A 19374-nucleotide genomic window follows, 5' to 3' on the forward strand; every position below is an offset into this window, starting at 1 on the left:
ACCCAAGGCATCTGTGATGAAATGCGACCCCACTCTTTATCGCGCCGCACCGCCATCACTCGCCGTGAAACCTCGTCTGATCCGCCACCTGTTCCTGCCGCCGCTGATCATCCTGCTGATGCTCGCATTAGGGCTGCTCGGCTTCTGGATCAGTGAGCACTACGGCATTCGCAGCCTCGGCGAAAACGGTCAACGCCAGCTGGAACTGCACGCCCGTGCGGTGGAAAGCGAGATCAGCAAATACACCTACCTGCCTAGCCTGCTGGAACTCGAATCGAGTGTTTCGCAGTTGCTGGCCGAGCCGTCGCCGGAACACCGGCAAGCGGTCAATAATTACCTTGAAGGCCTGAACCGGCGCAGCCGCAGTCGGGCCATCTACGTGATGGACACCACCGGCCGAGTCCTGGCCACCAGCAACTGGCGCGACGTCGACAGCTACCTGGGCGAAGACCTGTCCTTCCGTGCCTATTTCCAGAACGCAGTACGCGGCCAGCCCGGGCGCTTCTACGGGATCGGCAGCACCAACGGCGAACCCGGCTACTACCTGGCCCACGGCCTCGAGGAGCAAGGCAAGATCATCGGCGTCGCGGTGGTCAAGGTGCGCCTGGAAGCCCTGGAAGAACGCTGGCAGCGCGCCCGCCTGGAAGCCTTCGTCAGCGATGAGAACGGCATCATCATTCTCTCCAGCGACCCGGCGCGACGGCTCAAGGCCGTGCGTCCACTGAGCGACGACACCAAGGAGCGCCTGGCCCGCAGCCTGCAATACTACTGGTTCCCGCTCAATGAGCTGGAGCCGCTGGCCCGCGAACGCCTGGCCGAAGGCGTGGAGAAACTGACCTTCCCGGCCAACGCCGAAGTGGTCTCCGACGACGAGGCCATCAGCTACCTGTCGCAGACCCGCCCCCTGAGCGACACACCGTGGAACTTCACCCTGCTGACACCGCTCCAGGACCTACGGCGCGAGGCGATCAACCAGGGCATCCTGGTGGCAGTGGCCTTCGCCCTGGTGGCGTTCCTGCTGATCGCCTGGAACGAGCGCCGCAAGGTCATCGCCACCCGCCTCGCGGCCCGGGAAGCCCTGCAGGAAGCCAACAATCAACTGGAGCGACGGATTACCGAACGCACCACTGACCTGCGCGCCAGCAACGAACGCCTCAAGGGCCAGATTCGCGAACGACGCCTGGCCGAGGAAACCCTGCGCCATGCCCAGGATGAATTGGTACAGGCCGGTAAACTGGCGGCCATCGGCCAAATGTCCACCAGCATTGCCCATGAACTGAACCAGCCCCTGGCGGCGTTGCGCACCCTGTCCGGCAACACCGTACGGTTTCTCGAACGTGGCCAACTGGACACCGCCAGTGCCAACCTGAAAACCATCAATGAACTGATCGATCGCATGGGCCGCATCACGGCCAGCCTGCGCTCCTTTGCCCGGCGCGGCGACGACAAGGGCCAGGCCAGCCTGGGCAAAGCGGTCGATGCGGCCCTGCAACTGCTGGGCGCGCGCCTGGAACACAGCGGCCTGCAGTTGCACCGCGCGTTCACTGACGAACAAGTGTCGATCGACCAGACCCGCCTGGAGCAGATCCTGGTCAACCTGATCGGCAATGCCCTGGATGCCATGCAGGCGCAAGCTGCGCCCCAATTGTGGCTCGAGGGTGAGGCAGTGGACGGCAAGTACCGGCTGCACGTACGCGACAACGGCCACGGCATTGACGCCGAGGCGCGCAAGCATTTGTTCGAACCCTTCTTTACCACCAAGCCTGGCGAACAGGGCCTGGGCCTCGGCCTGACCCTGTCGGCAAGCCTGGCCGCCGCGACCGGCGGCAGCCTGGGTGTCGAACACCCGGCCAGCGGTGGTACCGCATTTGTCCTCAGCTTACCCTTGGTAAGCCCCCTGCCCGTCGAGCCGATATGAACAACGATCTTAGTGTGCTGATCGTCGAAGACGATCCCCATGTCCTGCTCGGTTGCCAGCAGGCCCTGGCCCTGGAAGACATCCCCTGCACTGGCGTTGGCAGCGCTGAAGAAGCCCTGGCGCAGGTGGGCGACAACTTTGCCGGGATCGTCATCAGCGACATCCGCCTGCCAGGCATCGATGGCATGGAGCTGCTGGGCCGGCTCAAGGCTCGCGATCGCAGCTTGCCGGTGGTGCTGATCACCGGGCACGGCGACATTTCGATGGCTGTCGACGCCATGCAAAAAGGCGCCTACGACTTCATGGAGAAACCCTTCTCCCCCGAGCGCCTGGTGGACGTTGCCCGACGTGCCCTGGAGCAACGCAGCCTGGCCCGCGAAGTCAGCTCCTTGCGCCGGCAACTGGCTGAACGCGACTCACTGGAAGGCCGGATCATTGGGCGCTCGCCCGCCATGCAGCACCTGCGCGAACTGATCGCCAACGTCGCCGACACGTCGGCCAACGTGCTGATCGAAGGCGAGACCGGCACCGGCAAAGAGTTGGTTGCCCGTTGCCTGCACGACTTCAGTCGCCGCCAGGCCCAGCCTTTTGTCGCACTGAACTGCGGTGGCCTGCCGGAAAACCTGTTTGAAAGCGAAATCTTCGGGCATGAGGCGAACGCCTTTACCGGCGCCGGCAAACGGCGGATCGGCAAGATCGAACATGCCAACGGCGGCACCTTGTTCCTCGACGAAGTGGAAAGCATGCCGTTGCCCCTGCAGATCAAACTGCTGCGGGTATTGCAGGAGCGCACCCTGGAGCGCCTGGGTTCGAACCAGAGCGTGGCGGTCGATTGCCGGGTGATTGCCGCCACCAAGTCCGACCTCGACGAACTGGGCCGCGCCGGCCAGTTCCGCAGCGACCTGTATTACCGCCTCAACGTGGTGACCCTGGAACTGCCGCCGCTGCGCGAACGCCGCGAGGACATCCTGCAACTGTTCGAGCACTTCCTGCAGCAATCATCGCTGCGCTTCGACCGCGCTGTCCCGGACCTGGACAACCAGACCCTGTCGCACCTGATGAGCCACGACTGGCCGGGCAACGTGCGCGAACTGCGCAACGTCGCCGAACGCTTTGCCCTCGGCCTGCCGGCGTTCAAGAAGTCCGGCGCCAATGGCGCAGCCCAGGGCCTGGGGTTTTCCGAGGCGGTGGAAGCCTTCGAGCGCAACCTGCTGAGCGATGCCTTGCAACGCAGCGGCGGCAACCTGACCCAGGCCAGCCTGGAATTGGGCATGGCCAAGACCACGCTGTTCGACAAGGTCAAGAAGTACGGCCTCAGCCACTAACCCAGCGAGAACAGTCGTGGATCTATTGTTGAAAGCGGTCCTTGGCGCGGCGGTGGTGGTGATAATCGCCGCCCTGGCCAAGACCAAAAACTACTACATCGCCGGCCTGGTGCCGCTGTTTCCGACCTTCGCCCTGATTGCCCACTACATCGTCGGCAAGGGCCGCTCGCTGGACGACCTGAAGACCACCATCGTATTTGGCATGTGGTCGATCATTCCGTACTTCGTGTATCTGGCGACCCTGTACCTGATGGTCGACCGGCTGCGCCTGGAAGCCTCGCTGGCGGTGGCCGCCGTGGCCTGGCTGATGGCCGCCACCGTGCTGGTCAGCGTCTGGGTCCGCCTGCACGCCTGAGTCGGCGCAGCGTTCAAAGCAGATTCATCCCCCGCACTGGCTCGATTTGCGCCCAATGCGAGGTGTCTTCGCGGTGCTGCTGCAGGTAGGGCAATACCGCCGCCAGCAACGGCGCCTTGAATGCCTCCTGGAATCGATGGGCCAGCCCTGGAATCAGCTTGAGCTGGCTGCCCTGGATGTGCGCTGCCAGGTGAATGCCATGCATCACCGGCAGCAACGGATCGGCCGTGCCGTGCACCACCAGGGTCGGTACCCGCAACTGGTTGAGCAACGCCACCCGGCTTGGCTCGGCGAGGATCGCCATGATCTGGCGCTTGACCCCTTCTGGATTGAACGCCCGGTCATAGGACTGCGCTGCCTGCTGCAGCAGCGCCTGGCGATCATCGGTGACCTGCGGACTGCCCAGGGCGGCCAGTAGATCGGCCTGTTGCTCCAGGGCCACTTCGCGGTTCGGCGCACTGCGCCGGGCGAGCAATTGCACCAGCGCCGCGTTGGGCGCCGGCAGGCCCGCCGCGCCGGAACTGCTCATGATCAGCGTCAGGCTCTCGACCCGCTGCGGCGCCATGGCCGCCATGTGCTGGGCGATCATCCCGCCCATGCTCGCCCCCAGCACATGGAATTGCTCCACGTGCAGGGCGTCCATCAAGCCCAGGCCATCGTCCGCCATGTCGCTCAGGGAATAAGGCGCCGACACCGGCAAGCCGAGCTTATAGCGCAAGGCCTCGAAGGTCAGGTTGGCGCTGGCAGGAGCCTGGCGCCAGGTCGACAGGCCGACGTCGCGATTGTCGTAGCGAATCACCCGAAAACCTTGCTCACAGAGGGCCACCACCACCTCGTCCGGCCAGTGGATCAACTGCCCGCCCAGGCCCATCACCAGCAGCAGCGCCGGATCCGAGGCGCGGCCGATGCTCTGGTAGGCCAGGCTCACTTGCGCCAGGTCGGCATGTTGGGTCGCCACGTTGACATCGCAGCGCGGCGCCGCCCAGGACGCAGGGCCAAAACACAGCGCGGCCAGGAAGATGGCCGCGGATAAACACAAGACACGCATGAAAAACACCGAAACGCAGAACCCCAGTAGAGCGCGAGTCTGATGAACTTTGTTGAAGCGCGCTGCCACAGTTGCGTGACAGTTTGATGAATCTCGCCGAGCGGTCGGCGGAGCCATTCAAGACGTTGGATGTCAAGGCAGTCCTCAAAACGCCGGCTACAGAACTGAAGATTGCCGGCCAGCGCATCTACACCGAACAACTGAGCCTCAGGCGCAGTGATCCCACGATCAGTTAAGCGCTGACAGCAACCTGTAGCAGCTGCCGAGCTGGCTAGGCTACGCTCGACTGCTGCAAGGACTGGGCAAATTGCTTGACTACGCCCGCTCTCATCCGGCGATGCGTCAAGCCAACTGACTGCGCAACTGGCGAGCCGCCGCCACCATGTTGACCAACGCGGCTTCGGTCTCCGGCCAGGCCCGGGTCTTGAGGCCGCAGTCCGGGTTGACCCACAAGCGTTCGGCCGGGATGCGCTGCACCGCCTTGCTCAGCAACTTGACCATCTCCTGGGTGTCGGGCACTCGCGGCGAGTGGATGTCGTACACGCCCGGGCCGATATCGTTCGGGTAGTCGAAGGCCTTGAAGGCTTCGAGCAACTGCATGTCCGAACGCGAGGTTTCGATGGTGATCACGTCGGCGTCCATCGCCGCAATCGACTTGATCACATCGTTGAACTCGCTGTAGCACATGTGGGTGTGGATCTGGGTTTCATCGCGCACTCCAGACGCACTCAAGCGAAACGCCTGCACTGCCCAATCCAGGTACTCCTGCCACTGCGCCTGGCGCAAGGGCAGGCCTTCGCGGAACGCCGCTTCATCGATCTGGATAATCTTGATCCCGGCCCGTTCGAGGTCCAGCACTTCATCGCGCAGGGCCAGCGCCAACTGCTGTGCCTGGACTTTGCGTGACACATCTTCCCGGGGGAAGGACCACATCAGCATGGTCACGGGACCGGTGAGCATGCCTTTCATGACCTTGTCGGTCAGGCTCTGGGCGTAGGTGATCCAGTCCACGGTCATGGCTTTCGGACGACTGAGGTCGCCGTAGATGATCGCCGGTTTCACACAGCGCGAACCGTAGCTCTGCACCCAGCCAAAACGGCTGAACAGGTAGCCATCCAATTGCTCGGCAAAGTACTCGACCATGTCGTTGCGCTCAGCCTCACCGTGCACCAGCACATCCAGCCCCAGGCGTTCCTGGATCTGCACGGCGTGGCGGATTTCACTGTGCATGGCATCGGTGTAGTCGTTGGCCGACAACTTGCCCTGCTTGAACGCCTGGCGGGCCAGGCGGATCGCCCCGGTCTGGGGGAACGAGCCGATGGTGGTGGTCGGGAAGACCGGCAACTGCAAGCGTGCGCGTTGCTGCTCGATACGCTGGGCAAACCCCGACTGGCGCTGGCTGTCACTGTCGCGAATGGCGTCGACACGGGCCTGCACCTGGGCCTTGTGAATCCGTGGCGACTGGACGCGACTGGCCTGGATCGCGCGACTTTGCGCCAGTGCGGCTTGCACCTTGGGCGACTGCGGATCGTTCAGGGCGTCACGCAGCACGGCAATCTCGCCACACTTCTGCACGGCAAAAGCCAGCCAGCTTTTCAGTTCAGGATCGAGCTGGTCCTCGCGCTCCAGGTCCACCGGGCTGTGCAGCAACGAACATGAACTGCTGACCCACAGGTTGTCGCCAAAGCGCTCCTGGGCTACTTGCAGTTGCGCCAGGACCGGCTCCAGTTCACAACGCCAGACGTTGCGGCCGTTGACCAGGCCCACCGAGAGAATCTTGTAGGTCGGCAGCCGATCGAGCACGTGCAGCAGTTGGTCGGGCGCACGTACCGCATCGATGTGCAGGCCCTGGACCGGCAGGCCGACCGCCAGCCCGAGGTTGTCTTGCAGGCCGCTGAAGTAGGTCGCCACCAGCTTTTTCAGCGGCGAGTACTGGAGGATGTGATAGGCCCGTTCGAAGGCGCTCTTCCATGCCTGTGGCAGATCGAGGGTCAGGATCGGCTCATCGATCTGCACCCACTCCACGCCCTGGGCAGCCAGGCGGCCGAGAATTTCGTTGTACACCGGCAGCAGGCGTTCCAGCAGGTCGAGCTTGTCGAAGTCGTTGCCTTTGGCCTTGCCCAGCCACAGGTAGGTCAGCGGACCGATGATCACCGGCTTGACGTTGTGACCGAGGGCGCGGGCTTCGTCGACTTCGTCGAACAGTTGTTCCCAGCTCAGCTTGAACTGCTGGTCGACGCTGAACTCCGGGACCAGATAGTGGTAGTTGGTGTCGAACCACTTGGTCAATTCCTGGGCATATTGCGCCTGGGCATGTTCACCGCCGCAGCAGGTGGCCGTGGCACCACGGGCCATGGCGAACAGGCTGTCGAGGGTCGGTTGGCCCTGCTCATCACGGGTGCTGTCGAAGCGTTGGGGGATCACCCCGAAGGTCAGCGAATGGCTCAGGACCTGGTCGTACCAGGCAAAGTCACCCACCGGCAGCAGGTCGATCCCGGCCTCTTTCTGCAACTGCCAGTGCCTGGCGCGTAGATCGCGGCCGACCGTTTGCAGGGCCGCTTGATCAAGGTCGCCCTTCCAATAGGCTTCGAGGGCTTTTTTCAGTTCGCGATCAGCGCCGATGCGGGGAAAACCGAGGGTGTGGGCCAAGGCCATGGCGTTTAACTCCTGAATAAATGATGGGCCTATTGTCGACAGCCAGGCCATCATGAGACAAACTCAACCTTTTCGTGTTCATCACAAAATTTATTCATGGAGGCCACGGTGCTCGAAATCCGTCACCTGAAGACCCTGCACGCCCTGCGTGAAGCCGACAGCCTGGTCGACGCCGCCGAACGCCTGCACCTGACCCAGTCGGCCCTGTCCCACCAGTTCAAGGAACTGGAAGAGCGCATGGGCATGCCGTTGTTCGTGCGCAAGACCAAGCCGGTGCGTTTCACCAGTGCCGGCCTGCGCCTGCTGCAACTGGCCGACGCCACCCTGCCGCTGTTGCGCGGAGCCGAGCGCGACATCGCCCGGCTGGCCGGCGGCACGGCCGGACGCCTGCACATGGCGATCGAATGCCACAGCTGCTTTCAATGGTTGATGCCGACCATCGACCAGTTCCGCGATGCCTGGCCGGAAGTCGAACTGGACCTGGCCTCGGGTTTTTCCTTCGCTCCGCTGCCGGCCCTGGCCCGTGGCGACCTCGACCTGGTGGTGACCTCCGACCCGCTGGAGCTGGCCGGGATCACCTACGTGCCGCTGTTTACCTATGAAGCGATGCTTGCCGTAGCCAATCAGCATCGCCTGGCCAGCAAGCCCTACATCGTGCCCGAGGACCTGCTCAGCGAAACCCTGATCACCTACCCGGTGGAACGGGATCGGCTGGACATCTTCACCCGCTTCCTCGAGCCGGCCGACATCGAGCCGGCCCAGGTGCGGACCTCGGAGCTGACGGTGATGATGATGCAATTGGTCGCCAGCGGTCGCGGTGTCTGCGGCATGCCCCACTGGGCCCTGCATGAGTACAGCTCACGGGGTTATGTGAAGGCCAAGCGGCTGGGGGAGAAAGGCCTGTTCGCCACGCTGTACGCCGGCATCCGCGCCGACATGCTGGATGCGCCGTACATGCGTGACTTCCTGCTGACCGCCAAGGACACCTCGTTCTCCACCCTGGACGGGGTCAGCGTGGTCCGGTGAGAGGCCGCTGCCCCTATACCATCCTTTTCGGTTCAGACAGCAGGCGTACGGCCAGGGCCGCCAGGACGAAGCCCATGAAATAGCGCTGCACCGCCAGCCAGCTCGGGTTGTTGACGAACCAACTGGCGATGCCTGCGGCGAACAGGGCGATCAGCAGATTGACGGTAAAGCTGACGGTGATCTGGGTCAGGCCCAGGGCGATACTCTGGAAGAAGATCGAGCCGTGCTCAGGGTTGATGAACTGCGGAAACACCGAGAGATAGAACACCGCGATCTTCGGGTTCAGCGCGCTGGTGAGAAAACCCATCAGCATCAGTTTGCGCGAAGAGTCCGGTGCCAGTTGCTGCGCCTCGAACGGCGAGCGAGCGCCGGGCTTGACCGCCTGCCAGGCCATCCACAACAAGTACAAGGCCCCTGCCCACTTCAGCGCCTCATAGGCCATCGGCACCGCCAGGAACACCGCCGTCAAGCCAGCCGCCGCCGCGAACAGGTGCACAAAAAAACCCGCCACCACGCCCACCAGCGAAATTACTCCGGCCTTACGCCCCTGGCAGATCGAGCGAGAGATCAGGTAGATCATGTTCGGCCCCGGGGTCAGTACCAGGAGCAGGGACGCCGCGGCAAAAATCAGCAGGTCGTGGGCAGTAATCATCAGGCAGTCCTTGTCAGTGATCGGTCAGGCCGGAGCCTTCAGTGAACGACGATAAAACGGCAGGATCAGGTCCCGTGTCAATGGCGCCAGCACCACATCCGCTTCAACCAGCGGATCGACCCACACCACCTCCTCGATCTCGGCGGCCGGGCACACGGTTTGGTAGATCTGCAGCAGGAAGATTTCGGCCTCGACCACAAACCCTGGCTCATTCGCCGCCGGTGCGCAGAACGGGCCCAGGTAACGGGCCTGGGCAGTATCGATGCGCAACCCCAACTCTTCTTCCAGCTCGCGGGCCAGGGCCTGCACCGGTTGTTCGTGGGCTTCGATCTTGCCGCCCGGCTGCATGAACGCAGTGGTGCCACGCTTGCGGACCAGCAGGGTGCGGCCGTCGGGACCGATCAACAGCGCGGCAGCAATGCGGATAATACGGGGCTCAACACAAACGGAATCGGTCATGGACAATCAGCGGCCTTGGTTCAAAGAAACCAAGGATCCCACGGCCGCCGGGGCTGCGTCACCCTCCATGGATTGCCCCTGCCGCCTGTCTGGGCCAGTATGTTCGGCAACTTCAGGCCGTGAGCCGACCGGGAACGCTGAATGAATCACTCGCGGCAGGATATCGCCTGGCACCGCTCCATCGGGCAGTTGATCGATGCCCTCGACAAACCCAACTTCTGGACCCAACTGGTGCGCCTGCTGGACCAGTACCTGAGCTTCGACAGTTGGGTGGTGGTGCTCTTCGACGGGGACCAGCGGCCCCTGGTGTTCGGCGAATGCCCGAGTGCAGACGGTAGCCCCGACCCATTGTTCCAGGATTACCTGATGGGTCTGTTCCTGCTGGACCCGTTCTACATCGCCAGCCGCGAGCAGGCGCGCACTGGGCTCTATCGCCTGTCCGAGGTAGCGCCCGAGCACTTCGAGCTGACCGAGTACTACCAGCGCTACTTTCGCCTGAACGTGGTGGCCGATGAAATCCAGTTCAATTGCCAGCTCGAGGGCGAGCGCACCCTGTGCCTGTCGCTGGGCAGCCAGCAACGGTTCAGCAGCGAACAGATCGCCCTGCTGTCGCTGATCCAGCCGTGGGTCCTGAGCCTGCTGCGCCAACGCCTGCCCTATGAAAACGAGGTACCAGCCACACCTGAGCCGCCGGCCCAGCACACTGACTGGCGCAGCCGCCTGGAAGCTTCATTGCAACAGATCAAGGGCGCGCAACTGACTGCCCGCGAACTGGATGTCGGGCGCTGGATGCTCAGCGGTTGCTCCAGCAAGGAAATCGCCCGTAAGCTGGAAATCTCTGCCGAAACCGTGAAAGTCCATAAGAAACACATCTACAGCAAGCTGGGGATCAAATCCCAGTCCGAGCTGTTTTCGATATTTTTGCAGGCACAAGCAAATCCCGACCTGTAGAAAATCGTGCCGAATTTGATGAGTCCGAACCCAAGGAACCCGTATGAGCCTGTCACTCCTGAGCCGCTACGCCTTCTTTGCCGCCTGTGTGATCTTTACCCTCGCCAGCCTGCCGTTCCTGCACCATGAGTGGGTCTGGCCGCTGGCCATCGTCACCGGCCTGCTGAGCCTGCTGGGCATCTTCGACCTGCTGCAAAGCCCCCATGCGGTGCGCCGCAACTACCCGATCCTGGGCAATATCCGCTACCTGGTGGAAGGCATCCGCCCGGAGATCCGCCAGTACCTGCTGGAATCCGACAGCGACGCCCTGCCCTTTTCCCGGGCCCAACGCTCACTGGTCTATTCGCGCGCCAAGAATGAAAGTGCCGACAAACCCTTCGGCACCCTGATCGATGTCTACCAGTCTGGGTTCGAGTTCATCGGCCACTCGATGCGCCCGGCCCCGGTGACCGACCCCAGCAGTTTCCGGGTGATCGTCGGCGGCCCGCAGTGCAGCCAGCCTTACTCGGCCTCGGTGTTCAACATCTCGGCCATGAGCTTTGGCTCCCTCAGCGCCAACGCCATCCGGGCGTTGAACCAGGGCGCGAAACTCGGCAACTTCGCCCACGACACGGGCGAAGGCAGCATCAGCCCCTATCACCGTGAACACGGCGGCGACCTGACCTGGGAACTGGGCAGCGGTTACTTCGGCTGCCGCACGACCGATGGCCGCTTCGACCCGGAACGCTTCGCCACCCAGGCCCAGAACCCGCAAGTGCGGATGATCGAAATCAAGATGAGCCAGGGCGCCAAGCCGGGCCACGGCGGGATCCTGCCCAAGCACAAGGTGACCCGGGAAATCGCCGACACCCGCGGCGTACCCATGGGCGAAGACTGCGTCTCGCCGTCGCGCCACAGTGCGTTTTCCACGCCGATTGAAATGATGCACTTCATCCAGCAATTGCGTGAGTTGTCCGGCGGCAAACCGGTGGGCTTCAAGTTCTGCCTGGGTCACCCCTGGGAATTCATGGGCATCGCCAAGGCCATGCTGGAAACCGGAATCCTCCCGGACTTCATCGTGGTCGACGGCAAGGAAGGTGGCACCGGTGCCGCGCCCGTGGAGTTCACCGACCACATTGGCGTGCCAATGCGCGAGGGCCTGCTGTTCGTACACAACACCCTGGTGGGCCTGAACCTGCGGGACAAGATCAAGCTGGGCGCCAGCGGCAAGATCGTCAGCGCGTTCGATATCGCCAGCGTACTGGCCATCGGTGCCGACTGGGCCAACTCGGCCCGCGGCTTCATGTTCGCCATCGGCTGTATCCAGTCGCAGTCGTGCCACACCAATAAATGCCCGACCGGCGTCGCCACCCAGGACACCTTGCGTCAACGCGCCCTGGTGGTCCCGGACAAGGCCCAGCGGGTGTTCAACTTCCACCGCAGCACCCTCAAGGCCCTGGCGGAAATGCTCGCCGCCGCCGGACTCGAACACCCCTCGCAGTTGTCAGCCAAACACCTGGTGCGGCGCATGTCAGCCACCGAGATCAAACTGTTCTCCCAACTGCACGTGTTCCTCAAGCCCGGTGAACTGCTGACCGGTGAAGTCAGCGGCGAGTTCTATTCGCGGATGTGGCAAATGGCCCGGGCCGACAGCTTCGAAGCCAATGACGTGGCGGCCTGATACCGCGCACCCCAAGGAAGAACCCATGCTCAAAGTGATTGCCCAGGACTTCATCAAGCCCGAACACATCGACACCGTGCGCCCGTGGTACGCCGAACTGGTGGAGAAAACCCGCCTGGAACCCGACTGCATCGCCTACGACCTGTTCGTCGACCAACACGACCCGGGGCATTTTGTCTTCGTCGAACAATGGCCGAACCAGGCTGCGCTGGACGCCCATTGCCAATCCGAACACTTCCGCCGGCTGGTGCCGCAGATCAACCAGTACCAGGCCCGGGAGTGCGAGGTATTGCTGATGGACGCGTTCTTGCCGAAGTCGGGATAAACAAACAGCGCACAAATAAAAAGCCCCGGTCAATCAACCGGGGCTTTTTGGTACAGCGCATCAGGCCATCAAGACGCCCGGCTGACCGCACCTTGTGTAGCATTGGTCGGTTGCAGCTTGAACACATAGAACAGCACGGTCAGCAGCACCAGGAACGCCGGGCCGACATACAGGGCGATGCGGGTTTCCGGGAAGTAGGCCATCAGGCCGACCACCAGCACCAGGAACGCCAGCGCCAGGTAGGAGCTGATCGGGTACAGCCACATGCGGTACTTCAGGGCCGCACGCTCGGAAAGGCTCAGGCCGCGGCGGAACTTGAGTTGCGCCAGGAGGATCATCACCCAGGTCCAGATGGCGCCGAAGGTGGCGATCGCGGTCACCCAGACGAAGACTTTTTCCGGAACCATGTAGTTCAGCAACACGCCCAGCAACAGCACGAAGATCGACAGCAGCAATGCCCGACGCGGTACGCCGTTGCTCGAGGTGGTGGCGAAACCGGCAGGTGCCTGGCCGTTCTGCGCCAGGCTGTAGAGCATGCGCCCAGTGCTGAAGATGCCGCCGTTGCAGGACGACAGCGCTGCGGTGATCACCACGAAGTTGATGATGCCAGCGGCGGTCTTGATGCCCAGACGCTCGAAGGTCATCACGAACGGGCTACCCTGGGTACCGATTTCGTTCCATGGGTAGATCGACAGGATCACGAACAAGGCACCCACGTAGAACAGCAGAATGCGCCAGAACACCGAGCCAATGGCATTGGGGATGGTCTTCTGCGGGTTCTTCGCTTCACCGGCGGTCAGGCCGATCATCTCTACGCCCAGGTAGGCGAACATCACCATCTGCAGGGACATCAGCACGCCTTGCACGCCGTTGGGCATGAAGCCGCCATGGGTCCACAGGTTGGAAATACCCAGGGCCACGCCATCGTTGCCGAAGCCGAAGGCAATCACACCGATGCCGCCGACTACCATCGCGATGATGGTGACGATCTTGATCAGGGCGAACCAGAACTCGAACTCACCGAATGCCTTGACCGCGATCAAGTTGATCGAGCCCATGCTGATCAGTGCGGCCAGCGCCCAGATCCAGCGCGGCACATCCGGGAACCAGACGCCCATGTACACCGCCACCGCGGTAATTTCCGCAACACAGGTCACCAGCCACAGGAACCAGTAGTTCCAGCCGGTGAGAAAACCTGCCAACGGGCCCAGGTAGTCTTGCGCGTAGCGGCTGAACGAGCCCGCCACCGGGTTGTGCACGGCCATCTCACCGAGGGCGCGCATGATCACCAGGATCGCCAGACCGCCGATGATGTAGGACAGCATGATTGCCGGGCCGGCCATTTCGATGGCCTTGGCTGAACCCAGGAACAGACCGACACCGATACAGGCGCCGAGCGCCATCAAGCGAATATGCCGTTCGCCGAGTTCGCGTTTGAGCGGGCCGCCTTGAGCGGTCTCGCCGTGGTGCTGGTGATTGCCGACTGGCATAGGGGTACAACCTCGTCTTGTTATTGGATATGACCACCGAGTGTCGAAGCACCGACCGATAGGCCGACACTTCCTGAAACCGGATCCACTTCGTGGGTGAATCCGTCCTGTAGGACAAAACCTGCAGGATCAGCGGGACGCGCAGTATAAAAAGCTTATCGCAGTTACTTTCACTCTATAAACGACAAAATTCAGAAGGAACTCTCGACAAAAGCCCCATCTGCAGAGGTGTATCACCTGCATTTCGCACATTTACTGAGCTGCGAAGCGGCGCGGAGTATTGCACAGCAATGGTGCAACGTCATGCCCCTACCTAGGCCGTATTTACCGGTTTGAAGGCTCTAGAGCGCCTCTTCTAGAGGTTCGCCGACGACCGGTAGGCGCAACGCACCACGCGCTGCGATTGTGCTCATACAAATTTTTCACCCCGAGCCACCAGCGTCTAAGCTTCAGACAAGTCCGATCAATCTGCGTGAATGGATCAGTCGACTATGGGCGCTTTGTGGCAAACCGATTCGAGTAAACCTGTGGTGCCAACTGACAGCGTGGAAGAAGCGCCTTTACCGAAAAAAAGCCGTCGCCGCTATGCTTGGCGCTCGTTCTGGCTATTGCTGGTGATCATCCTGATCGTGCTTGGCTTTGCCATTGAAAAAGAGGTCCGGACCTCGCGTTTCCAGGCACGGGAGTTCAGCCGGTTCGCGGCGTCCTTGAGCTACTCGATGCACCCGGGGCCCAGCGATTCGATTTTCTACCCGGGCGCCGGGCCTTTCGATAAACGCTTGGGCTACAGCGCGCTGGGGGACTTTCTGCCACGCCTGCTCAAGCGCGATTATGTGATCGCCGCGCAAACCCGCTTTTCACCCAAGCTGCTCGAGTACAGCAAGAACGGCTTTTTTGTGCCCTACGCCGAGAAAATCCAGGCCGGCCTGTCGATCACCGATTGCACCACCGCCGCGCTCTATCAATTCAAATACCCACAGCAGCTGTATTCGAGCTTCGCCTCGATTCCGCCACTGGTCACCCATAGCCTGCTGTTCATCGAGAACCGTGACCTGCTGGACCCCAAGCAACCCAAGGCCAACCCTGCCGTCGATTGGCCGCGTTTCGCCAAGGCCGCCTGGTCCCAGGTGGCCAAGTTGCTCCACCTGCCCGGCCAGACTGCCGGCGGCAGCACCCTCGCCACCCAACTGGAGAAGTACCGCCACTCGCCGGACGGCCTGACCGTTTCAGGTGGCGAGAAGATTCGCCAGATGATTTCCGCCAGCGTGCGTGCCTATCAGGACGGCCCGCAAACCCTCGAGGCCCGGCAGAACATCGTGCGTGACTACCTCAACAGCGTGCCGCTGTCGGCAGTCCCCGGCCATGGCGAAGTGCATGGCATGGCCGAGGGGTTGCGTGTGTGGTACGGCGCCGACTTCAACCAGGTCAACCAGGCCCTGGCCAGCGACGCCAGCGATCCGCAAAGCCTGGCGCAACGCGGTCTGGCCTTGCGCCAAGTGTTGTCATTGATGATTGCCCAGCGCCGGCCGTCGTATTACCTGACCAAGGGCCAGGCAGACCTGGCGAACCTCACCGACAGCCATATCCGCCTGCTGGCGCAGAACGCCGTGCTCGACCCGGCATTGACCAGCGCGGCACTCGCCAGCAAGGTCACCTACCGTGACTGGGTGCAACAACCGACCATCCAGCCGATTGAAACCAACAAAGGCATCAGCGTCGCGCGCAGTCGCCTGGCCTCCATGCTCAACCGCCCGCTGTATGACCTGGACCGTCTCGACCTGTCCGCCACCAGCACCTTGCAGGGCGACCTGCAGACCCAAGCCAGCGACTACCTCAAGCGCCTCGCCGACCCGGTGTTTGCCGCCGAAATCGGCCTGCTTGGCGAGCGCCTGCTGACAGCCACCAGCACCGCGCAAGTGCGCTACAGCTTCACCTTGCTCGAGCTGACCCCAGACGGCTCGCGCGTGCGGGTGCAAACCGACAGCACCGACCAACCGTTCGACATCAACGAAGGCAGCAAACTGGAGCTGGGCTCCACCGCCAAGTTGCGGGTGCTGACCACCTACCTGCAAATCATCGCGCAGCTGCACGATCGTTACGTCGCCCAGACCCCGGCCGAACTGAAAAAAGTCGAAGTCGCCGACCAGGACCGGCTGACCCGCTGGGCCGTCGACTACCTGATCCAGAACACCGACCGCAGCCTGGCGAAAATGCTCGGCGCTGCCCTGGACCGCAAATACTCGGCGAGCCCCGGCGAAGCCTTTTTTACCGGCGGTGGCCTGCACACCTTCCACAACTTTCGCAAAGAGGACAACGGCCGCCTGCCGACCTTGCGCGATTCCCTGCGCGAGTCGATCAACCTGCCGTTCATCCGCCTGATGCGCGACCTGGTGCGCTACACCACCTATTCCGGGCCGGACAACAGCGGCCAGTTGCTCAAGGATGACGTCAACCCGCGACGCCAGGAATACCTGGCCCAGTTCGCCGACCGCGAAGGCACTTCGTTCCTGCTGAAGTTCTGGAAGAAGTACCAGAAAAAGGACACCCAGGCGCGTCTCGACACCTTCCTGGACAGCATGCACCCCACCGCTATTCGCCTGGCAGCAGTGCACCGCTACCTGCTGCCCGAGGCCTCCCAGGAGAGCTTCAACAGCTTTGTGCGCTCGCATCTGAAAACCCTCAAGACTAAGGAAAAGCTCACCGACGAGCGCCTGGAGCGCCTCTACGCCAGCTACGGCCCCGGCGCCTATGACCTGCCCGACCAGGGTTTCATCGCCAAGGTCCACCCGCTGGACCTGTGGCTGATCGGCTACCTGCTCAATAACCCGGACGCCAAGTTCAGCCAGATCGTCAAGGCCAGCCAGTTCGAGCGTCAGGAGGTCTACAGCTGGCTGTTCAAGAGCAAGCACAAGAGCGCCCGCGACAGCCGCATCCGCACCATGCTGGAGATCGAAGCCTTCCTCGACATTCACCAGCGCTGGCAACAAGTCGGTTACCCCTTCGACCACCTGGTGCCGTCGCTGGCCACCGCCATCGGCAGTTCCGGCGACCGCCCTGCCGCCCTGGCGGAACTGGTCGGCACCATCCTCAACGACGGTGTGCGCATGCCGACCCTGCGCATCGACAGCCTGCACTTCGCCGCCGACACGCCCTACGAGACTCGCCTGACCAACGACCCCGACGCCGGCAAGCGGGTCATGCCCGTGGAAGTGGCCACGGCCCTGCGTGAAGCACTGTCACAGGTGGTCGACGCCGGTACCGCAAAACGTGTGGCTGGCAGCTTCAAACTGGCCGATGGCACGCCACTGGCGATGGGCGGCAAGACCGGTACCGGCGACAACCGCATCGAAGCCGTCGGTTCGGGCGGGCGCATTCTCAGTTCCAAGGCGATCAACCGCACCGCGACCTTCGTGTTCTACATTGGCGATCATCACTTCGGCACCCTGACCGCCTTCGTGCCGGGAGCCTCCGCCCAAGGCTTCAAGTTCACCTCGGCCTTGCCGGTGCAAGTGCTCAAGGGCATGGCACCGATCCTCACGCCCTACCTGCAACCGGGCACCCACACGATGTGCCAGCCAACTGTGGCAACGGCCAAACGTTAAGCGTGGGGGCGCTTTGAAGGGGCGGTCGTTAACCTATTTCCGAATCCCAGATCACGGTGACATCCCCTCTATAGGTTTTGCCAACACCCAACTCCAACATCTGTTCGACGTATTCCCTGGTGATTTCAAAGTGCAGGGTTCCAGGCTTGCGTTCGACATAAAAGCCCGGCTGAAACAACTCGGTGCCACTGCCGTCGAGTCGCAGGGGCCGATGCTGCACCGGCAGTCCCGAGGCATCTGTCAGGCCGCTGGGCAAGGTCACGCTCGTGTTCAGGGGCACAAGATCGGCCGATGCCGTATCACGTAGTGCGCAGGTATTGCCAATGGCGTACTGGCACTCCAGCTGCATCTTGAAACGCGACGAGGCCGAGACGTTGAAGGTCTGATCGCGAAACAAGCGTGTTGGCTTGCGCCCTTGATTCAACCAGGCTTGCCAACCGCCCTGGGGCATCAGCTCGATCCGGTTGCCGCCCGGCGGGATGTCTACCTTCAGCGAATGCATGACATCCAGGGTGAAATCGAGGGTGATTGCCGTGTCGTTTGGCAGCATGACATCACCCATGTCGAAGTCACCACCAGGACCTGTAGTGTAGGTCAATGAACCTCGATACTGCCCCGACGACATACTCAGAGGGTTGGGGGTCTTGAGTTCATAGACGTATTCGACTGAGCTGTGCTGGAACCAGGGAATATCGATATAGGGCAATATGCTGCAGGCCCCCGCTCCCTCGGGAAAGAGCCAAAAGAAAAAAGCAAAATTGACGCCGGCGAGGTTTATATCGAGACCCGTACAGGGGGCGGATGGGCGTGTCCATGGCACGCGCCAACGGCCTCCCGGCGTCGTCGCCCAGGCACTAACTCCCGGTGGCCTCGCGATATTCCAGGTTCCACCAATTCCGGCGACACGCATCTCAACAGTTTCTCGCTCACCTGTGCGACTGTGCACGACCTCTAGTGGGCGCCAGCTCGACGGCACACTGAAGGTCGCCCCCTGCCGAGGGTCGGTATGCCCGGCAGGAATGGGCTGTGTAGAGCGAAAATTCAAGCCAGGCACCCGCAGACTGAAAATACCTAATCGCGCGCAAGTGCCAGCAACATAGTTTGGGCAAACACCACTTTGCGGCGTAGTGTTTACAAATTTGTTGACCAAGGGATTTGCCGGATCAGGCACAAACTTCGCGGTTATTTCCTGTACCACTGCGCCGACAGATGGGACATGCGACCCCGCCAGCAAGCCTACCGCAAGCGGGATCGCAGCTATTGTTCTTGACGAAAAAAATAATCTCATTATGAATTGACCTGAAACTCCAACATAATGGAAACACCCGCCACTTATTGCCCCTAACAAATCAAGGAGCAAGGGCCTCGAAAATCATGTGCACACTGCCGTAGTACTCACCGGGCTTGTAACCGTCATCCGGTTTGACTGCCGCAATCACCAGCTCCACGCGTTTACCGGTTTTTCCGTCAGTTTCCGAAATAACCGGTGCATCATGCACCGTGAGCTTTACCCGGTTGAACTGAACATCCAATGCAATATTGTCTACGTCTCTGCCATTGCTCAAATAAGGTTCTTCACTTAATCGTGCAGTGATCTCGCCATTGCTGTTTTTGACATCGAATTGTTTACGCAGCGAACTTAGTTCCTGCGCAGTCAAATCCCAACTCAGTTTCTGTTCTCGTCCAATCCAGTCCGGATCAACCGGCAACACATAGAATTCCGCGGTCGGGATAGTGACTGAGACTTCAAAGGTTTCTCGCTCGACGAGTGCATAGGCATAAACGCTGCCCAGCGTCAGCGTCACCATCGAAATGAGGGTCATTAATTTTTTAAACATGTGTCATCACCTGTTTGCACGGCACGCAATTAAAAAGGCTGAAAGCCGTAACACAACTTCCGCCCAATGC

The 19374-nt window shown here is 61.7% G+C and carries 16 protein-coding genes; 9 read left to right on the forward strand and 7 right to left on the reverse strand.

Translation table 11 applies throughout. The annotated features are described in order from the left end of the window. The first annotated feature begins 16 nt into the window (after positions 1-16). From QMK50_RS08490 to QMK50_RS08500, 3 genes are read left to right on the forward strand one after another with little or no spacing between them, the layout of a single operon-like run. Positions 17-1918: a sensor histidine kinase gene (locus QMK50_RS08490; RefSeq protein ID WP_159997739.1), complete on the forward strand. Its 1902-nt coding sequence runs from the start codon at positions 17-19 to the stop codon at positions 1916-1918. After that, positions 1915-3243, forward strand: coding sequence for a sigma-54 dependent transcriptional regulator (locus QMK50_RS08495; protein WP_320332940.1), 1329 nt, complete (start codon positions 1915-1917; stop codon positions 3241-3243). The genes QMK50_RS08490 and QMK50_RS08495 overlap by 4 nt, the downstream gene beginning before the upstream one ends. Before the next feature lie 25 nt (positions 3244-3268). Beyond that, on the forward strand, positions 3269-3598 hold the full coding sequence (locus QMK50_RS08500) for a GlpM family protein (RefSeq protein ID WP_320334503.1): 330 nt from the start codon (positions 3269-3271) through the stop codon (positions 3596-3598). Positions 3599-3611: 13 nt separating this feature from the next. Here the strand turns inward: QMK50_RS08500 and QMK50_RS08505 are convergent, their stop codons facing one another. Further along, positions 3612-4646 carry an alpha/beta hydrolase gene (locus tag QMK50_RS08505; RefSeq protein WP_320332941.1) on the reverse strand — a complete coding sequence of 345 codons (1035 nt, stop codon included), beginning with the start codon at positions 4644-4646 and terminating at the stop codon, positions 3612-3614. A gap of 86 nt (positions 4647-4732) precedes the next feature. Between QMK50_RS08505 and QMK50_RS08510 the strand changes: the two genes are divergently transcribed. Then, positions 4733-4882 carry a hypothetical protein gene (locus QMK50_RS08510; protein ID WP_159997747.1) on the forward strand — a complete coding sequence of 50 codons (150 nt, stop codon included), beginning with the start codon at positions 4733-4735 and terminating at the stop codon, positions 4880-4882. Positions 4883-4988: 106 nt separating this feature from the next. Here the strand turns inward: QMK50_RS08510 and metE are convergent, their stop codons facing one another. After that, complete coding sequence (gene metE, locus QMK50_RS08515) at positions 4989-7301, reverse strand: 5-methyltetrahydropteroyltriglutamate--homocysteine S-methyltransferase (protein ID WP_320332942.1); 2313 nt, start codon at positions 7299-7301, stop codon at positions 4989-4991. Between the two features lie 108 nt (positions 7302-7409). On the opposite strand from metE, the gene metR reads away from it, so the two are divergent. After that, positions 7410-8327 carry a transcriptional regulator MetR gene (gene metR / locus QMK50_RS08520; RefSeq protein WP_095165972.1) on the forward strand — a complete coding sequence of 306 codons (918 nt, stop codon included), beginning with the start codon at positions 7410-7412 and terminating at the stop codon, positions 8325-8327. Positions 8328-8340: 13 nt separating this feature from the next. On the opposite strand, the gene QMK50_RS08525 is transcribed toward metR, so the two are convergent. Both QMK50_RS08525 and QMK50_RS08530 read right to left on the reverse strand, forming a co-directional pair. Further along, positions 8341-8979, reverse strand: a complete 639-nt coding sequence (locus tag QMK50_RS08525; RefSeq protein ID WP_320332943.1) for a LysE family translocator — start codon at positions 8977-8979, stop codon at positions 8341-8343. 24 nt (positions 8980-9003) lie between these two features. Next, entirely contained in the window at positions 9004-9438 is a 435-nt protein-coding gene (locus tag QMK50_RS08530; protein WP_320332944.1) for an NUDIX domain-containing protein, read from the reverse strand. A gap of 141 nt (positions 9439-9579) precedes the next feature. Between QMK50_RS08530 and QMK50_RS08535 the strand changes: the two genes are divergently transcribed. From QMK50_RS08535 to QMK50_RS08545, 3 genes are read left to right on the forward strand one after another with little or no spacing between them, the layout of a single operon-like run. Further along, positions 9580-10389, forward strand: a complete 810-nt coding sequence (locus tag QMK50_RS08535) for a helix-turn-helix transcriptional regulator (protein WP_159997753.1) — start codon at positions 9580-9582, stop codon at positions 10387-10389. 43 nt (positions 10390-10432) lie between these two features. Further along, positions 10433-12049, forward strand: coding sequence for an FMN-binding glutamate synthase family protein (locus tag QMK50_RS08540; RefSeq protein ID WP_320332945.1), 1617 nt, complete (start codon positions 10433-10435; stop codon positions 12047-12049). 25 nt (positions 12050-12074) lie between these two features. Further along, positions 12075-12374 carry a putative quinol monooxygenase gene (locus QMK50_RS08545; protein WP_320332946.1) on the forward strand — a complete coding sequence of 100 codons (300 nt, stop codon included), beginning with the start codon at positions 12075-12077 and terminating at the stop codon, positions 12372-12374. 68 nt (positions 12375-12442) lie between these two features. Here the strand turns inward: QMK50_RS08545 and QMK50_RS08550 are convergent, their stop codons facing one another. Beyond that, positions 12443-13864, reverse strand: a complete 1422-nt coding sequence (locus QMK50_RS08550; protein WP_320332947.1) for an amino acid permease — start codon at positions 13862-13864, stop codon at positions 12443-12445. 491 nt (positions 13865-14355) lie between these two features. On the opposite strand from QMK50_RS08550, the gene QMK50_RS08555 reads away from it, so the two are divergent. Next, on the forward strand, positions 14356-17466 hold the full coding sequence (locus tag QMK50_RS08555; protein WP_320332948.1) for a transglycosylase domain-containing protein: 3111 nt from the start codon (positions 14356-14358) through the stop codon (positions 17464-17466). A gap of 28 nt (positions 17467-17494) precedes the next feature. On the opposite strand, the gene QMK50_RS08560 is transcribed toward QMK50_RS08555, so the two are convergent. Next, positions 17495-18286, reverse strand: a complete 792-nt coding sequence (locus QMK50_RS08560) for a hypothetical protein (RefSeq protein WP_320332949.1) — start codon at positions 18284-18286, stop codon at positions 17495-17497. 529 nt (positions 18287-18815) lie between these two features. Then, complete coding sequence (locus QMK50_RS08565) at positions 18816-19304, reverse strand: CS1 type fimbrial major subunit (RefSeq protein ID WP_320332950.1); 489 nt, start codon at positions 19302-19304, stop codon at positions 18816-18818. Between the last annotated feature and the right edge of the window lie 70 nt (positions 19305-19374).

The sequence above is a fragment of the Pseudomonas sp. P5_152 genome, from assembly GCF_033989915.1.
In the GTDB taxonomy this organism is placed as follows: Bacteria; Pseudomonadota; Gammaproteobacteria; order Pseudomonadales; family Pseudomonadaceae; genus Aquipseudomonas.

What these genes read in the sequence shown, in the direction of transcription:
- QMK50_RS08540 (WP_320332945.1), top strand. Translation starts at nt 10,433, where the DNA reads ATGAGCCTGTCACTCCTGAGCCGCTACGCCTTCTTTGCCGCCTGTGTG.
- metE (WP_320332942.1), bottom strand. Translation starts at nt 7,301, where the DNA reads ATGGCCTTGGCCCACACCCTCGGTTTTCCCCGCATCGGCGCTGATCGC.
- QMK50_RS08530 (WP_320332944.1), bottom strand. Translation starts at nt 9,438, where the DNA reads ATGACCGATTCCGTTTGTGTTGAGCCCCGTATTATCCGCATTGCTGCC.
- QMK50_RS08535 (WP_159997753.1), top strand. Translation starts at nt 9,580, where the DNA reads ATGAATCACTCGCGGCAGGATATCGCCTGGCACCGCTCCATCGGGCAG.
- QMK50_RS08545 (WP_320332946.1), top strand. Translation starts at nt 12,075, where the DNA reads ATGCTCAAAGTGATTGCCCAGGACTTCATCAAGCCCGAACACATCGAC.
- QMK50_RS08510 (WP_159997747.1), top strand. Translation starts at nt 4,733, where the DNA reads ATGAATCTCGCCGAGCGGTCGGCGGAGCCATTCAAGACGTTGGATGTC.
- QMK50_RS08490 (WP_159997739.1), top strand. Translation starts at nt 17, where the DNA reads ATGAAATGCGACCCCACTCTTTATCGCGCCGCACCGCCATCACTCGCC.
- QMK50_RS08525 (WP_320332943.1), bottom strand. Translation starts at nt 8,979, where the DNA reads ATGATTACTGCCCACGACCTGCTGATTTTTGCCGCGGCGTCCCTGCTC.
- QMK50_RS08555 (WP_320332948.1), top strand. Translation starts at nt 14,356, where the DNA reads ATGGGCGCTTTGTGGCAAACCGATTCGAGTAAACCTGTGGTGCCAACT.
- QMK50_RS08495 (WP_320332940.1), top strand. Translation starts at nt 1,915, where the DNA reads ATGAACAACGATCTTAGTGTGCTGATCGTCGAAGACGATCCCCATGTC.
- QMK50_RS08565 (WP_320332950.1), bottom strand. Translation starts at nt 19,304, where the DNA reads ATGTTTAAAAAATTAATGACCCTCATTTCGATGGTGACGCTGACGCTG.
- QMK50_RS08550 (WP_320332947.1), bottom strand. Translation starts at nt 13,864, where the DNA reads ATGCCAGTCGGCAATCACCAGCACCACGGCGAGACCGCTCAAGGCGGC.
- QMK50_RS08505 (WP_320332941.1), bottom strand. Translation starts at nt 4,646, where the DNA reads ATGCGTGTCTTGTGTTTATCCGCGGCCATCTTCCTGGCCGCGCTGTGT.